Origin of the sequence: Janthinobacterium sp. SUN137 (assembly GCF_030587265.1) — a bacterium.
GTDB classification, from domain to species: domain Bacteria; phylum Pseudomonadota; class Gammaproteobacteria; order Burkholderiales; family Burkholderiaceae_D; genus Janthinobacterium; species Janthinobacterium kumbetense.
The window spans coordinates 120,991-135,552 of record NZ_JAPWHZ010000001.1; the positions used below are offsets into that span (position 1 = coordinate 120,991).

The 14,562-nt window shown below is 64.7% G+C and carries 13 protein-coding genes and 1 riboswitch; of the genes, 7 read left to right on the forward strand and 6 right to left on the reverse strand.

Features of this window, described 5'->3' with window-relative positions; genetic code table 11:
• The first annotated feature begins 50 nt into the window (after positions 1–50).
• Positions 51–1,043, forward strand: a complete 993-nt coding sequence (locus O3298_RS00600) for an EDSAP-1 family PEP-CTERM protein (protein WP_305058272.1) — start codon at positions 51–53, stop codon at positions 1,041–1,043.
• An 18-nt stretch (positions 1,044–1,061) separates the two neighbouring features.
• Here the strand turns inward: O3298_RS00600 and O3298_RS00605 are convergent, their stop codons facing one another.
• From O3298_RS00605 to O3298_RS00625, 5 genes are all read right to left on the reverse strand, one after another.
• Positions 1,062–2,162: a nitroreductase family protein gene (locus tag O3298_RS00605; RefSeq protein WP_289910736.1), complete on the reverse strand. Its 1,101-nt coding sequence runs from the start codon at positions 2,160–2,162 to the stop codon at positions 1,062–1,064.
• Positions 2,163–3,032 carry a ThiF family adenylyltransferase gene (locus O3298_RS00610; protein ID WP_289910738.1) on the reverse strand — a complete coding sequence of 290 codons (870 nt, stop codon included), beginning with the start codon at positions 3,030–3,032 and terminating at the stop codon, positions 2,163–2,165.
• A gap of 86 nt (positions 3,033–3,118) precedes the next feature.
• Positions 3,119–4,702, reverse strand: a complete 1,584-nt coding sequence (locus tag O3298_RS00615; RefSeq protein ID WP_099667245.1) for a methyl-accepting chemotaxis protein — start codon at positions 4,700–4,702, stop codon at positions 3,119–3,121.
• A gap of 144 nt (positions 4,703–4,846) precedes the next feature.
• On the reverse strand, positions 4,847–5,044 hold the full coding sequence (locus O3298_RS00620) for a hypothetical protein (protein WP_010399555.1): 198 nt from the start codon (positions 5,042–5,044) through the stop codon (positions 4,847–4,849).
• 94 nt (positions 5,045–5,138) lie between these two features.
• The gene (locus O3298_RS00625; RefSeq protein WP_305058273.1) at positions 5,139–7,982 is read right to left on the reverse strand and encodes a pitrilysin family protein; all 2,844 of its coding nucleotides are present in this window, start codon (positions 7,980–7,982) and stop codon (positions 5,139–5,141) included.
• 183 nt (positions 7,983–8,165) lie between these two features.
• Positions 8,166–8,316, forward strand: a riboswitch (FMN riboswitch).
• Between the two features lie 94 nt (positions 8,317–8,410).
• On the opposite strand from O3298_RS00625, the gene ribB reads away from it, so the two are divergent.
• The gene (gene ribB, locus O3298_RS00630) at positions 8,411–9,058 is read left to right on the forward strand and encodes a 3,4-dihydroxy-2-butanone-4-phosphate synthase (RefSeq protein ID WP_035820303.1); all 648 of its coding nucleotides are present in this window, start codon (positions 8,411–8,413) and stop codon (positions 9,056–9,058) included.
• Positions 9,059–9,074: 16 nt separating this feature from the next.
• Here ribB and O3298_RS00635 read toward each other — a convergent pair whose 3' ends face one another.
• A complete protein-coding gene (locus tag O3298_RS00635) occupies positions 9,075–10,445 on the reverse strand; it encodes an MFS transporter (RefSeq protein ID WP_305058274.1) in 1,371 nt (456 codons plus the stop codon).
• 134 nt (positions 10,446–10,579) lie between these two features.
• On the opposite strand from O3298_RS00635, the gene O3298_RS00640 reads away from it, so the two are divergent.
• The 5 genes from O3298_RS00640 to O3298_RS00660 all read left to right on the forward strand — a co-directional run bounded on the left by O3298_RS00640 (position 10,580) and on the right by O3298_RS00660 (position 14,520).
• Positions 10,580–11,455, forward strand: a complete 876-nt coding sequence (locus tag O3298_RS00640; RefSeq protein ID WP_251351595.1) for a LysR family transcriptional regulator — start codon at positions 10,580–10,582, stop codon at positions 11,453–11,455.
• Between the two features lie 124 nt (positions 11,456–11,579).
• Positions 11,580–11,903 (forward strand): hypothetical protein, encoded by a 324-nt coding sequence (locus tag O3298_RS00645; RefSeq protein WP_099667240.1) that lies wholly within the window; start codon positions 11,580–11,582, stop codon positions 11,901–11,903.
• 48 nt (positions 11,904–11,951) lie between these two features.
• Entirely contained in the window at positions 11,952–12,770 is an 819-nt protein-coding gene (locus O3298_RS00650) for an MlaE family ABC transporter permease (RefSeq protein ID WP_369811429.1), read from the forward strand.
• Positions 12,771–12,826: 56 nt separating this feature from the next.
• Positions 12,827–13,852, forward strand: coding sequence for an MlaD family protein (locus tag O3298_RS00655; protein ID WP_289904312.1), 1,026 nt, complete (start codon positions 12,827–12,829; stop codon positions 13,850–13,852).
• A complete protein-coding gene (locus O3298_RS00660; RefSeq protein ID WP_289904310.1) occupies positions 13,849–14,520 on the forward strand; it encodes a hypothetical protein in 672 nt (223 codons plus the stop codon). The genes O3298_RS00655 and O3298_RS00660 overlap by 4 nt, the downstream gene beginning before the upstream one ends.
• The last annotated feature ends 42 nt before the right edge of the window (positions 14,521–14,562 follow it).

Below are 14,562 nucleotides of genomic sequence, written 5' to 3' on the forward strand. Positions count from 1 at the left end.
AGCCTGTCGGTTTTCCTTACAGCCCAGCCGACCAGGAGATGAGGATTTTCATGACTACATTTTCTTGTACCCGATTGCCCATGCTCCTGCTGAGCTTGCTATTGCTGGCCAGCAGCGGCACTGCCGGCGCCGCCGCCTACGGCTATTCGTACACCAGCGTCTTTGGCCTGGTCATCAGCAATCCCTCCGGCTCCGTCACCCTGCTCAGCAACATCGACCTGTCGCGCACCACCGCCACGCTCAATGGCAGCAGCGTCATCAATGGAGGCAGCAACGAGATCGACGCGCCGCAGGCGAAACGCGGCGCCGTCAGCAAGGGAGAAAACGACTTTACCCCGCAAGGCATGGGCAACGCTTCGTATGCGCGCGGCGAGGCGCAAATCGTCGCCTCGCAAATCCCCCCCTTCCCACCGGGCTCGACCAGCACGCATACCGTGAACGCGGCGGAAACCTTCCTGACGGGCGGCGGCAGCGCGGACGCCTCGGGGCGCAACGGTTCCAGCACCGCGATGACCGTCAATTTCGTCGTCGGCCAGCCGGGCGCGACCCTGGCCTTCGACTTCCAGGCCCTGCCCTTCATGCAGCTGTACCTGGATGCGCTGGCCGGCACGGGCTCGGCGGCCACGACGAATATGGCGATGACGTTCAGCATCATCGATGAACATGGCCAGATCGTCTTCAGCTGGGCACCCGACGGCAAGCTCGGCTCCGGCATCCTGGGCGGCACCGAACTGGCCGATGCGGCCAGCCTCAATACGGGCTACGCGCAAACGCCGCTCACCAGCGGCAGCGTGTTCACCTACGATCCCAGCGGCTGCGGCGCGCCCACGGGCACGGGCGTCGGCACGGCGTGCGGCGGGCAGTACGGCGCCGTCACGGACAGGCTGGCGGCCGGCAGCTACACGCTGGTGTTGAATATGCTGAACAGTTCCGAACTGGCCTATGTGCCAGGCGTCACGCCCATGGCGCTGCCGGGCACCTTGCCGTTACTGGCGGCCGGCTTGCTGGCGCTGGCCGTCCTGGCGCCCCGGCGGCGGCGCTGACGGGGCGCCACGCGCGCTTCACTGCCCCGCCGTTGGCGCCACCAGCAAGTCTTGCAGCGGACGGCGCAGCGAGCGCGCACTGGCCGCCGGGCCGGCGCCTATGCGCCCGAGAAACACGGCCCGATCCAACGCGGCCGGCCCCAGCACGGCCTGGCAGCGCACGGCCAGCTCCTGCGCCAGCTCCTGCAGGCCATCGGTGCGCGAAAAGGCGCGCCGTTCGCGCACATAGCGGGCAAAGATCAGCGGCGTCAGTTCCGGCTGCAATTGCAAGCCCAGTTGCGTGGCCGTCAGCCAGAAGCGTTGCATGGCGCGCCCGGCCGCCACGTAATCGTCGATGTGGCGCGGCGAGGCATCGGCCAGCAGCACGAAATGGGCGGCGCAATACAGGCCCGGCAGCAAGTCCATCTGCAGGCGCGGCGCGACGGTGCCCGCCAGCCAGGTATTGAAGAACTCCACGCGGCGCCAGCTGTGCATGACCCAGCGCATCAAACGCGCCGTCATCGCGTCGACGCCCAGCGCCTGCTCCGGGATGCGGTCGGTGCTGTAGCGCACGCCCCACTCGATCACGTCGCGGTGCACCTTGTGCGCTTCGGGCATGGTCAGGCGCAGCTTCGCATTGTCGAACATCAGACGCGCGCAGGCCAGGCGCGCGCGCCTGCCTTCGAACCACTGCACGCCGTAGCCGGGCGGCAAGCTGGCCGCCAGCGCCGCCTTTTCGCTGGCGCGCAAGCTGCGCGTGCTGAGCCGGCGCCGCTGCACGCTGCGCTGCGGCAAATAGGCCGCCAGCGGATCGGGCGGCATGCCGGGGCTGTCGACCAGGCGCACATCGAAGGTGGGCAGGGTGTCGGGCATGGACAGGCGCCGGCGCGCTTCCATGCGCAAGCCGTGGCTGCTGGCCGCCAGAGCCATGCTTTCGAGCAAGGCGCCCAGCGACAGCTGACTGGGATGGCCGTCGAGGTCGTACACGCAGTGGCTGCGCGTATCGAAACCGTGCACGACGACATGGCGCGGCGCCACGACTTCAAAGCGCCACGGCTGCGTATTGTCGCCGCTGGGCGCCCAGCGCGCCTGCTCGAGGATGTTTTCCAGCACGGGATCGATTTGCGGTGCTTGCGCCATTTATGCCCCCTGCGCGGAGCGGCGCCGCTGGATGATGGCCATCGTCAGGCGCTGCAGCGGATGACGGTGGCCGCCGGGACGCCAGGTATGCACGAGCTTGTTGCGGTAGGCGTCGAAATGCATGCCGTGCGGCGCCGCCATCACCTTGCCCCGCTTTAACAGGATCTTCAAGGCTTCCGTGGCGGCCGCGCCCGCGCACAGCTGGCAACCCATGATGGTCGACGGCCCGCGCCGCTCCTTCAGGTTGATGGCCGACGGGTCGACCAGGTAGCGAGCATGCAAGCCGGCCGGCGCCAGCCCGACGAGAAAGCGCAGGGCTTTTTCTTCCTCGGGCAAGTCGCCCCAGCCAAAATACTCTTCGAACGTCATGCCGCCCGGCAGGAAGCTGAGCACGGCCGTGCCCATGCCCAGCGGCGCGGCCGTGATGGCGGGGATGCCCAGGCGGGCGCAAGTGGCAAAGGTGGCCTGGCGCGCGGGGAAGGCGAAGAAATCCAGGCCGTCCACATACAGCTCGACACCGGCGAAGAACTCGGCCAGGTTGCTGTCGTGTATGCCGTCTGGAAATTGTTTAATATCAAGTTCGGGATTGATATCGCGCGCCATCTGCGCCAAGACCGCCACCTTGGGCTGGCCCAGGGTGGACACCATGGCGCCGGCCTGGCGGTTGAAATTGGCGATATCGAAGGTGTCGAAATCGGCGATGTGAAAGGCGCCGATGCCCAGCCGGGCCAGGGTCAGCAAGTGCACGCCGCCCACGCCGCCCATGCCGGCGATGGCCACGCGCTTGCCGCGCAAGCTGTCCTGCTCCGCTTGCGTGACCCAGCCCAGGTTGCGGGCGAACGCCGCGTGATACGAAAAACCGTCTGTCATGCTCACCTCTTCTGTGCATCCCTTGCGGACGAAGAAAGTTGGACAGGTGAGCCGGGGTTAAGTTCCCCAATGACAGAAAAAAGCGCTTAGCGCGTCAGGCGCCGCGCCGCAGGCACGCTGCGCTGTAGTGCTGCCGCCGCCGGCGCCGCTGCGCCCACCTTGAACACGCTGACGATCTGCGCCAGCCCCGCCGCCTGCTCGTTCATCGCTTGCGCCGCCGCCGACGCCTGCTCGACGAGGGCCGAGTTTTGCTGCGTCATGTTGTCCATCTCGACGATGGCCTGGTTGATCTGTTCGATGCCGGCGCTTTGCTCGGCGCTGGCCGAGGAAATCTCGGCCACGATATCGGTCACATGCTGCACGCTGGAAACGACTTTTTCCATCGTCTCGCCCGCCAGCGCCACCAGTTTTTCACCGGCGCCCACTTGCTCGGCGGAACTGTCGATCAATTGCTTGATTTCCTTGGCGGCGGCGGCCGAGCGCTGCGCCAGGTTGCGCACCTCGCTGGCGACGACGGCGAAGCCACGGCCCTGCTCGCCCGCGCGCGCCGCTTCCACGGCCGCATTCAGGGCCAGGATATTCGTCTGGAAAGCGATGCCGTCGATGACGGCGATGATGTCGCCGATCTTCTTCGACGAGGCATTGATGGCGCCCATGGTGTCGACCACCTGGCTCACCACGCCGCCCGCCTGGCTCGCCACTTGCGAGGCAGAAATGGCCAGCTGGTTGGCCTGGCGCGCATTGTCCGCATTCTGGCGCACGGTCGAGGTCATTTCTTCCATGGTCGACGCCGTTTCTTCCAGCGAGCCCGCCTGCTGCTCCGTGCGCGCCGACAGGTCGTGGTTGCCGGAAGCGATCTCGCCCGATGCCGTGGAAATGGATTCCGCATCGTTGCGCACCTGGCTCACCAGGTGCGCCAGGTTATCGCGCATGGCCTTGATCGCCATCAACAGACTGGATGTATCGCCGGGACGCGTATCGATCTGCGTCGTCAAGTCGCCCTGGGCGATTTGCGCCACGATGGCCGCTGCATAGTCGGGTTCGCCACCGAGCTGGCCCAGGATGCGGCGCAGCATCAGGGCCGCCAGGGCGCCCACCACCAGCATCAGCGCGCCGCCGATGGCCAGCAGCACGCCCGCCTGGGCCCAGAACTTGTGGTTGATGTCATCGATATACGTGCCCGTGCCGATCAGCCAATCCCATGGCGCAAATTTCACCACGGCATACATTTTTGCCACCGGATCCTTCACGCCGGGACGCGTGCCATCCGCCTGCACCAGGCCGATGCGGCTGGTGGCCAGGGCCACGCGGTAGCGGTCGCCCGACTGTTTCATGTTCTTTTGCGGCGTGCCGATGCGCGCAGGATTGGGGTGGACGTACAGCAAGTCCGTGCTGAAATCGCGCACGAAATAATACATTTCGTCCTTGACGAAGCTGCCGATGGCCAGCTTGGCCTGCTGCTGGGCCTGCTCACGCGTGAGCTTGCCCGACTGTTCCAGCGCATACGCTTTTTCCACCGAGGCATTGGCCAATTCCACCAGCACCGTCAATTGCTCGACCCTTTCCGCCATCATGGTCTGGCGCAGCGAATACAGGGAGAAGGAAGCGATGAGGACGATGCCCAGCAAGGTACTGAAACACAGGAGGAGAATGCGCGAACGGAGAGTCATGGGAGCCTGGGTAAAGAATAAAATGTGGAATTATAAACAATTTCCATGTGGAAATCTTTTCAGAAAAGCAAAGCGGGCGGCGCTACCAGGCTGATGCCCGGCAGGCACCGCCCGCATATGTCTTGCTGAAGTCTGACTGACAGGTCAGGCCAAGGCTTCCTTGGCCGCCTCTTCCGGCGTCAAGCCGTCGTAGAACTGGTCGGTGAACCACTCGACCTGCTCTTCGATATGGTCTTGCGCCTGCGCCACGGTGGCGCCGCCGGCCACGAGGAAGCCTTCGACCTCGATACACCAGTTGATCAATTCCAGGGTTTCCGGATCGAGTTCTTCTTTCTTAGCCATCGTACAGTCCTTGCTTGTTAAATTGCGATCACATCCATCAGCGGCAGTTTAACAGCTTCGCCACCTTGCCGCTCCCGCAGTTCAACAATGAAGCTTACTTGGCTGCAACGTTCTTGCGTTCCGGATACAGGACTACCTGTACATAATTGTGCATGTCCAGGTAGCGCTGCGCCGCCAGTTTGACGGCTTGCGGCGTGAGAGCCCGCACGCGCTGCTCGTAGCGCAGCAGGTACGCGGGATCGCGGCCCTGCGTTACCGAACCCATCAGTTGGTTCATCCAGTAATTATTTTCCCGCAAGGATTTCTGCTGGCGCGTGATCCAGTTCAGCTTGACCTTTTCCAGGTCCGCCGCGGATGGCCCGTCCGTCTTCATCTTGTTGATTTCGGCAAACGCGGCGGCGATCACCTTGTCCACGTTTTCCGGTCCCGTCGGCAAGTTCAGGGCCACGGAATAATGGCCATACGGATGCTGGCCCATGGACGTCTCGAAGCCGCCGCCATAGATCATGCTCATCTTTTCGCGCAGCACTTCGATGACTTTCAGGTTCAGCACCTCGCCCAGCGCCTGCAGGGTCAGCTTTTGCTCGTCCGAATACGCCACGTCGCCATTGAAGGTGATGGAAATCGTGCTCTTCGGCTCGCTGCCCATGTAGATATCCTTCTTGACCACGCCCGTCACCGGACGCATGCCCACGTCGCGGTAGGCGTGCGGCACCTCGGCCACGGGCAAGGTGCCCAGGTAGCTGGCGATCAGCGGCTTGATCTTGTCGAGCTCGAAGCTGCCCGCGAAGATGAAGGTCATGTCGCGCGCGCTGGAAAAGCGCTGGCGGAAGATGTCCAGCGAGCGGTCCAGGCCCACCTTGTCGAAATCGGCCACGCGCGGCACGCCATCGACGCGCGGGTTGTCGCCAAACATGGCGTGCTGGATGGCGTCGTAAAACACGGCTTCCGGCTGCGCCATGCTGTTTTTCGCCAGGTCCTGCTGCTTGCCGATGAAGGATTGGTACAGGCCCGCATCCTTGCGCACGTCGTGGAAATACAAATACACCAGTTGCAGCATGGCTTCCACGTCGGCGCTGCTGGCCGAGCCGCCGAAGCCTTCGCTCAGCTCGCCCAGCGAAGCGCCCACGTTGACCGTCTTGCCGGCCAGCACTTTTTGCAAGTCCAGCGGCGCCAGGTCTTTCAAACCCATGCTGCCGACCACGGCGCTGGCGTAGCGGGCGTTGTAGATGTCGGCGTCGCCGAACAGCGACTGGCCGCCGAAGCGGGTCGAGCCCATCAGCACCTGGTCATTCTTGAAGTCCGTCGGTTTGAGCAGCACGCGCACGCCATTGCCCAGGGTCAGCTCCGTCACGCCGATGGCGCTGTTCAACTTTTCCGCGACGATGCTGCCGCCGGCCGGCGGGCCATCCATCAGCTTGCTGGCGAGCACTTTTTCCGTGCGCGGCTCGATGGTTTGCTGCTCGGCTTTCGCCACGGCGTCGAGCAATTGCTGCTGCGTCGGCACCACCGAGGCCGCATCGCCCGCTTTCGGCTCGGCGCCCATGAAGACCACCAGTTTCTTTTGCTGGTCGGGAATCACCCTGGCCACCGTCTCGTTGATTTCCTGCAAAGTTACCTGCGGCAAGAGTTCCTGCGCGTACAGCAATTCATTGGCGATGCCGGGGATGGCTTCCTGCTCCAGGAAGTTGCGCGAATACTCGGCCACGAAACCGCTCGAATCGGACTTGTCGCGTTCGCTGTACGCGCGCTCGTAATTGCGCAGCATGTTCTTGCGCGCGCGGTCCAGCTCATCCTGGCTGAAACCGAAGCGGCGCGCCCGCTCATCTTCTTGCACCAGCGCATCGACGGCCGGCTGCACGCCGCCCTTGCCCAGCAAGGCATACGCGCTGAACGATTCATAGCCGCGCACCAGCTTGCCCATGCTGCTGCCGCCCTGGATGAACGGCGGGTTCGCCTGCTGCGTCAATTCCTGCATGCGCGCGCTGAGCATCTGCCCATACAGGTTTTCGATCATCTGGCGGCGGTAGTCGGCAATCGTGACGGGCTCCTGCGCGGCGCGGATCGGGTAGCGGATGAAGACCGCGTCGTCCGGCGCTTCCTTGTCAGTGATCACCAGCGCTTCCGTTTGCGCCCGCTGCGGCACTTCCGCATACAGGCGCGGACGCGGTTTCGCCGGATTTTTCAGCTTGCCGAAATGCTGCTGGATCAGTTTTTCAGCCTGTTTCGGCTCCACGTCGCCGACCACCACGACGGCCATCAGGTCGGGACGGTACCAATCCTTGTAGAAACGCTTGATGGCTTCCGGCTTGAACGTTTTCAGCACGGATTCCTTGCCGATCGGCATGCGTTCCGCATAGCGCGAACCATTCAGCAGTTTCGGATACAGCACCTTGTTCATGCGGTCGCTGGCGCCCTTGCCCAGGCGCGCCTCTTCCAGCACGATGCCGCGCTCGCTGTTGATGTCGGCCGGATTGAATTTCAAGCCATGCGCCCAGTCTTCCAGCACGAGAAAACCCTTTTCCAGGTTTTCCTTCTTGTTCGTTGGAATCGGCAGCACGTACACGGTTTCATCGAAACTCGTGTAGGCGTTCAAGTCGGCGCCGAACTTCACGCCGATCGATTGCAAATAGGAAATCAGTTCATTGCGCTTGAAATGCGTGGAGCCATTGAAGGCCATGTGTTCCGTGAAGTGGGCCAGGCCTTGCTGGTCGTCATCTTCCAGGATGGAACCGGCTTTCACCACCAGGCGCAATTCCACTTTTTGCGCGGGACGGGCATTTTTCTTGATGTAATAGGTCAAGCCGTTCGGCAATTTTCCGACGGTAACTTCTGGTGCCAGCGGCAAGGGATCGCTCAAACGGATTTCTGCCTGGGCCATGCAGGCGCACGCCAGCAAGACGGCGCCCGAGATCAGGCGTAATTTACTCAGCTTCATGTATTCTCAACGGTAAGATTCAGTAGGCATACCTTACACTGAAATCCTGTTTCCGCCATTAAAAACAGCTTAGGAAAAACTGCTTTCCCCGGGCAACTTTGTCGAATGACAAACTCAACAGTGCCCTGCCATATTTTTTCAATTGTGCTAAAGTATTGCCGCCGGTCATGTGGACCGGCACAACGACGTCTTCGGGGCGGGGTGCGATTCCCCACCGGCGGTAAGACCGGCAACGGTCAAGCCCGCGAGCGCTTTCCAGGCACCGCTTGGCGAGGTCAGCAGATCTGGTGTGACTCCAGAGCCGACGGTATAGTCCGGATGAAAGAAGATGTGCAGTAGTGTGATGTCCCATCGCCACGGCGATGCGGCCAGTTGCGTCTATTCGCTTGCCCTGCAGCGTTTTTCGCCTATGCGAGGAGCGTTTCACCATGTTAGTCAACAGCTATACCCTGCTTTCCAACGACCTGGAAGGTCGCATCCAATCCGCCCTGGCCGCCATGCGCGCCGGCATTCCCGTCATCCTGCTCGACGATTTCGACCGTGAAAACGAAGCCGATTTGATCCTGTCGGCCGAAAAATTGACGAACGAAACCATGGCCCTGCTGATCCGCGAATGCAGCGGCATCGTCTGCCTGTGCCTGCCGACGGACGTCGTCAGCGCGCTGGAATTGCCGCCCATGTCGTCCGACAACGGCAGCCGCTACGGCACGCCGTTCACGGTCTCCATCGAGGCGCGCGACGGCGTCACGACGGGCGTGTCGGCCGCCGACCGCGTGACCACCATCCGCGCCGCCATCGCACCGAACGCCAAGCCCGCCGACCTGGTGCGTCCTGGCCACGTCTTCCCCCTGCGCGCCGCGCCCGGTGGCGTGCTCGAGCGCCGTGGCCACACGGAAGGCTCCGTCGACCTGTCGCGCATGGCGGGCCTGAACCCGGCCGCCGTGCTGTGCGAACTGATGAACCCGGACGGCACCATGATGCGCGGCGACGATATCGAGCGCTTCGCCGAACTGCACGGCATGCCGATCCTGACCATCGAAGAACTGGTGGAGTGGCGCAGCACGCGCGAGCAATAATCCGTCAAGCCAGCCTTCAGGCGGCCACGGCCTTCGGCAGATGCACGTGGCGGTAGACGAGGCCCGCCGCCAGGCCATACGCGACGGCGATCGTCGCGTAGGCCAGCGGCAGGCGCAGCGACCAGTCCGGCACCATATGCAGGATACTGCCGATCAGGGCCACGCCCACCAGCGCGCCGATTTGCCGGTTCGCATTCAAGGCCGCCGCCGCGCTGTTCGCATGCTGCTTGCCGGCCACCCGCATCACGGTGGCCGTCATGGCGGGAATGGCGATGCCGATGGCCACATTCATCACGGCCGTGCCCAGCGCCAGCAGGAAATATGGCGTGCCGGGACGCAAGGCCATCAGCAGCAAGGCCATGCCAGCGCCTACCAGCAAGCCTAGCAGCATGGGCAAGCGCGTGCCATGACGCGCCGCAATACTTCCCGCCATAAAGTTTCCCACCGTATAGGCCGCCATCATGGGCAGCAGGCGCAAGCCCGACTGCAAGGCATCGGCGCCGCCCGACTGCTGCAAGAACAGGCTCAATAAAAACAGCTGGCCGAACACGCAGAAGTTGATCAAAAAACCCACGCCATTGGCCGCGCCAAAGCTGCTGCTGTGAAACAGTGCACGCGGCAACAGCGGGTGGCGGCCGCTGCGCTCGCGCCGCAGCAATTGCCCGGAGGACAGCACCGTCAAGGCCCCCGCCGCCAGCACGCCCGGCGACAGCCAGCCCAGCACGGGACCTTCGATCAGCACGAAACTCAGGCCCGCCAGCGCCGCCACGCCCAGCGCATGGCTGAACAGCGATAGATCGCGCGGCTGGCGCGCCGGCGCGACCAGCAACAGCTGCGCCATGACGATGGCCAGCACGCCCAGCGGCACATTCACCCAGAACACGCTGCGCCAGCCGAACTGGTGCACGAGGATGCCGCCGATCAAGGGGCCGGACGCGCCGGCCACGCCCACCAGCGCCGACCAGGCGCCCAGCATGCGCGTGCGTTCGCGCTCGTCTTCAAAGCTGTGCGTCAGCAGGCTGAGCGAACTGGGCATGAACAGGGCCGCGCCCGCGCCCTGCAGCAGGCGCGCGGCCGTCAAAAAATGCCCGTCGGGCGCGGCGCCGCACAGCACCGAACCGAGAATGAAGACGCCCAGGCCGCCCTGGTACACGGCTTTCGGCCCGTAGCGGTCGGCCAGCGCGCCGCCGGCCAGCAGCAGCGCGGCAAACGTCAAGGTGTAGCCGTCGACCACCCACACCAGGCCCGTCAGCGGTATGGCCAGGTCCAGCGCGATATCGGACAGCGCCACGTTGACGGCCGTGACGTCGAGCATGGCCATGACGAAGCCGAACGCCAGGGTCAGCAGGATCAAGCCGCTGGCGCGGCGCGGTGTGGGGGCAGGCATGGTATTTCCTTGCAGGGTCGGGGGGGCAGTCATTATGCGAGCGTTGAAGAATGCAGTAAACAGGCATAAAATCGGCACCATGATGCAAAAATGCATCACGATAACGACAGGGGAACACGTCATGGACTGGGCTTATGGACTGGGATAACGCGCGCATCTTTCTCGCCATCGGCCGGGCCGGCACCTTGCGCGGTGCGGCCGCCCTGCTGCGCATCGACCAGGCCACGTGCGGGCGCCGCCTGGCCGCGCTGGAAAGCTCGCTGGGCGCCACCCTGTTCCTGCGCACGCCGTCCGGCTACGTGCCCACGCCGGCCGGCGAGCTGGCCTTGAACGCGGCCGAAGCGATGGAACGGGCGGCCGACAAGCTGCAACGCGAGATGCAGGGCGTCGACAACCGCCTGTCCGGCCTGGTGCGCGTGGCCACCACGGACACCATGGCCAGCCATTTCGTCATCCGCGCCATGCAGCGGCTGCACGCGGCGCACCCGGACATCCGCATCGTGCTGCACGTGGCGCCGCAGCTGGCCAGCCTGACGCGGCGCGAAGCGGACCTGGCCGTGCGCGCCGTGCGCCCCACCGACCCGGACCTGATCTCGCGCCACCTGGTCAAGCGCAGCCTGGGCCTGTATGCGTCAAAAAGCTACCTGGCGCAGCGGGGCGAACCCGTGCGCGGCACGGCGCTGGCCGGACACGACATCGTCATCTACCACCATTCCGTGGCGCCCCGCCACGCGGAAAAGCTGGCCGGCGAATCCGTCGCCAACGCCCGGGTGGCCATGGAAGTGAACTCGGCGGCGATGCTGCAGGAAGCCACGCGCGCGGGCCTGGGCGTGGCCGAGCTAGCCACCCACCTGGGTGATATCGACCCGCTGCTCGTGCGCATCTGGCCCGAGCGGGCGGAAAGCTACGACGTGTGGCTCGTCATGCATGCAGACCTGAACCGCTCTGCCCGCGTGCGCGCGGCGGCCGATGCGATCATCGCCAGCGTGGCCACCGCCAGCGCCGCATGACAGCCACGCACAATAGTGCCGAGAAGAAACTTTCTTTTTGATAAGTCTGATAAAATCCGCAACCCCGCCGGGCACAGCCACCGCCACGCCGCCGCGGGTTCCCTCAATCCACTGGAGAATTTTTATGCTTATCTGGCAAGGCTTCGGCATACTCGCCCCCCTGATCTGTTTCATCGTCGTAGTGGCTGCGCAAGCGTTGTTTGGCGCCACCCTGGGCGAGGAATACACGAAGAGCCACGCATGGACCCTGGCCCTGGCCTTCCTGCTGGCAGCCGCCGCCAGCTGGTATGCGGGCGTGCGCCTGAACAACGCGCCAGGACGCGAACTGATCGACCCGGCCACGCAGGAAAGAGTCATCTTGCGCAAGCGCCACACCCTGTTCTGGATTCCGATGCAATACATCGCCGTGCTGATGGTCGTCATGGCCGGCTTCGCCCTGTTCGGATAGCCGCGCACGCTAGCCGTGCTTGCCGGGGCGGGCTGATGTTAAGATGCCATGATGACCCTATCCGTCTCCCTCATCATCAGCCTGCGCCGTTTGCACCGGGCCACCATGGCCTGGCTGGTCAGCTGGTGGCGCATGCTGCATTTCGCCATCCTCGTGTTTTCGCTGGCCCTGTCGCCGTCGAGCTATAACCGCGACAACCGCCCCATCCTCGCGCACCGCCTCGTGACGAACACGGCGCCGAACCTCGTGTGGTTCAGCGTCGCCTGCGCGCTCGTCAGCCTGGTGCTCATCCGCATCGTCGTCGTCAGCGCGCAAAGCTATGGCCTGTCGCGCTATGCGCTGGAAATGGTGGTGCGCGTGCTGGTGCTGGAACTGATCCCGCTGACGGCCGCCCTGTTCGTCGCGCTGCGCCTGACTTTGCCTGACGGCATTGCGTTTGCGCAAATGCGCTCTTCCGGCATGCTCGATACCATGCAGCGCCAGGGCGTCGACCTGCTGCGCCGCGAATACTTTCCACGCGTCATGTCCGGCATCTTTGCCGTGTGGATGCTGGCCATCGTCAGCTGCGTCACTTCGCTGATCCTCGCCTACATCACCATCTACGGTTTTACGCCGTGGGCGCTGCAGGGTTATACGCGCGTCGTGGGACAGATCTTCAATCCGGCCGTGGCCCTGATCCTGATGCTCAAGGTCATCTTCTTCAGCTTTGCCGTGGCCCTGATCCCGCTGGCCTCGTCCTACTATCCGGACGAGCCGCACGGCCGGCGCAACCGCCTGTGGGCCGCGCATGGCCTGTCTGAAATGCTGCGCCTGTTTTCCGTCATCCTGCTGGTCGAAGTGGCTTCGCTGATGGGCAATTACTACTGATGCCCCGCCCGCCGCCGCCAGCCATCCCCGAACCACCCAAACGAGAGCCAGAAGCCATGAGCCAACCCCAAAATCCCGACCAGGTCGACGTGACGGCGCCCGCCGGTGTCGCGCAAGATGCCGTCCTGCCCGCCCCGCCGCCCGTGCGCCACGCGGAACTGAAGGCGGCCATTTTGCTCATCTTCATGTTCGTGCTGGTGGTCGGCTCCGTCGTCTACCTGATGTATGCACGCGGCGCCTTCGAAGCGACGCAGACGCTGGTGCTGACGGCCGACGATTCGGACGGCGTCGGCGTGGGCGCCGACCTGACCTTTTCCGGCTTTCCCATCGGCCGCGTGCAGCGCATCGAGCTGGCGCCGGACGGGCGCGCGCGCGTCATCATCGACGTGCCGCGCAAGGACGCGCACTGGCTGCGCACCAGCTCCATCTTCACCCTGGAACGGGGCATCGTGGGCGGCGCCAAGTTGCGCGCCTACAGCGGCATCCTGACGGACCCTCCCCTGCCTGACGACGCCACGCGCGACTTGCTGGTGGGCGACATGGCGGCGGAAATTCCCCGCCTGCTGGCCGCCGCCAAGGACTTGCTGAACAACCTGGGCAACCTGACGGGCAGCGATTCCGCGCTCGACGGCACCATGCGCAACGTGCAGGCCGTGACGGGCAAGCTGAGCGGTCCGGGCGGGGCCATGGGCTTGCTGACGGGCGACGACAAGCAGTCGCGCCTGCTGATCGAGCGGGCCAACGCCCTGCTGGTCACGGCCGACCAGCTGGCGCGCCGCACGGATGGCCTGGTGGCCAATGCCGATACGCGCGTCTTCGGCGACAAGGGCGTGATGACGGATGCGCAGGCAACCATCGTGCAGCTGAACGCCCTGCTGGCCGACACGCGCAACAGCCTGAAAAAAGTCGACGCCGTGCTGGTCGAGGCGCAAGCCGTGGGCGCCAACGCCAAGGCGGCCACGGCCGACCTGGGTCCGCTGCGCGCGGACGTGGAAAGCAATCTGCGCAAGGTCGAGCAGCTGGTCAATGAAATCAACCGCAAATGGCCATTCAAGCGCAATCCGGAGATCAAACTGCCATGATAAATATCAATATCCTCCTGTCTGCCCTGGCCATGACAACACTGGCCGCCTGCTCCAGCGGCCCGCCCGTGCCGGACTGGAAAATGAATGCGCAAAGTTCCGTCGAACGGTTTCAAGCGGCTTACCTGAGTGGCAACGCCCTCGTCGAACAGACGGAATTCCGGCGCGCCCGCAGCCAGGTGGCCGGCACGGGCAAGCTCGAACTGGTGGCGCGCATCGAACTGCTGCGCTGCGCCACGCGCGTGGCCAGCCTGGCCTTCGAGGACTGCGCCGGCTTTGACGCCCTGCAAGCCGACGCGACCGCCGCCGACCGCGCGTATGCGGCCTGGCTGGCCGGCAAGGCGCAAACGGCCGACGTCGCCCTGCTGCCGGAAGCGCAGCGGGCGGCTGCCGGCGCCGGCTCGGACACGGCCGCCGCCAGCGCCGTGGCCGCCATCAAGGACCCGCTGTCGCAGCTGGTGGCGGCCGGCGTGCTGCTGCGCGCCAGCCGCGCCACGCCGGAGCTGCTCGATACGGCCGTCGCCACGGCCTCGGACCAGGGCTGGCGCCGTCCGCTGCTGGCGTGGCTGGGCGTGCAGCGCCTGCGCGCCGAACAGGCGGGCGATACGCAGGCGGCGCAGCGCATCGCGCGGCGCATGGCGATCGTCGAGCAGCCGCTGGCACCCTGAGCGCGCCGCTGGCGGCCCAGGGCAGGCAGAATCAGGCATAAT

Excerpts from the sequence above, each read along its gene's own strand:
- O3298_RS00600 (WP_305058272.1), top strand. The coding sequence starts at position 51 with ATGACTACATTTTCTTGTACCCGATTGCCCATGCTCCTGCTGAGCTTG.
- O3298_RS00605 (WP_289910736.1), bottom strand. The coding sequence starts at position 2,162 with ATGGCGCAAGCACCGCAAATCGATCCCGTGCTGGAAAACATCCTCGAG.
- O3298_RS00610 (WP_289910738.1), bottom strand. The coding sequence starts at position 3,032 with ATGACAGACGGTTTTTCGTATCACGCGGCGTTCGCCCGCAACCTGGGC.
- O3298_RS00615 (WP_099667245.1), bottom strand. The coding sequence starts at position 4,702 with ATGACTCTCCGTTCGCGCATTCTCCTCCTGTGTTTCAGTACCTTGCTG.
- O3298_RS00620 (WP_010399555.1), bottom strand. The coding sequence starts at position 5,044 with ATGGCTAAGAAAGAAGAACTCGATCCGGAAACCCTGGAATTGATCAAC.
- O3298_RS00625 (WP_305058273.1), bottom strand. The coding sequence starts at position 7,982 with ATGAAGCTGAGTAAATTACGCCTGATCTCGGGCGCCGTCTTGCTGGCG.
- ribB (WP_035820303.1), top strand. The coding sequence starts at position 8,411 with ATGTTAGTCAACAGCTATACCCTGCTTTCCAACGACCTGGAAGGTCGC.
- O3298_RS00635 (WP_305058274.1), bottom strand. The coding sequence starts at position 10,445 with ATGCCTGCCCCCACACCGCGCCGCGCCAGCGGCTTGATCCTGCTGACC.
- O3298_RS00640 (WP_251351595.1), top strand. The coding sequence starts at position 10,580 with ATGGACTGGGATAACGCGCGCATCTTTCTCGCCATCGGCCGGGCCGGC.
- O3298_RS00645 (WP_099667240.1), top strand. The coding sequence starts at position 11,580 with ATGCTTATCTGGCAAGGCTTCGGCATACTCGCCCCCCTGATCTGTTTC.
- O3298_RS00650 (WP_369811429.1), top strand. The coding sequence starts at position 11,952 with ATGATGACCCTATCCGTCTCCCTCATCATCAGCCTGCGCCGTTTGCAC.
- O3298_RS00655 (WP_289904312.1), top strand. The coding sequence starts at position 12,827 with ATGAGCCAACCCCAAAATCCCGACCAGGTCGACGTGACGGCGCCCGCC.
- O3298_RS00660 (WP_289904310.1), top strand. The coding sequence starts at position 13,849 with ATGATAAATATCAATATCCTCCTGTCTGCCCTGGCCATGACAACACTG.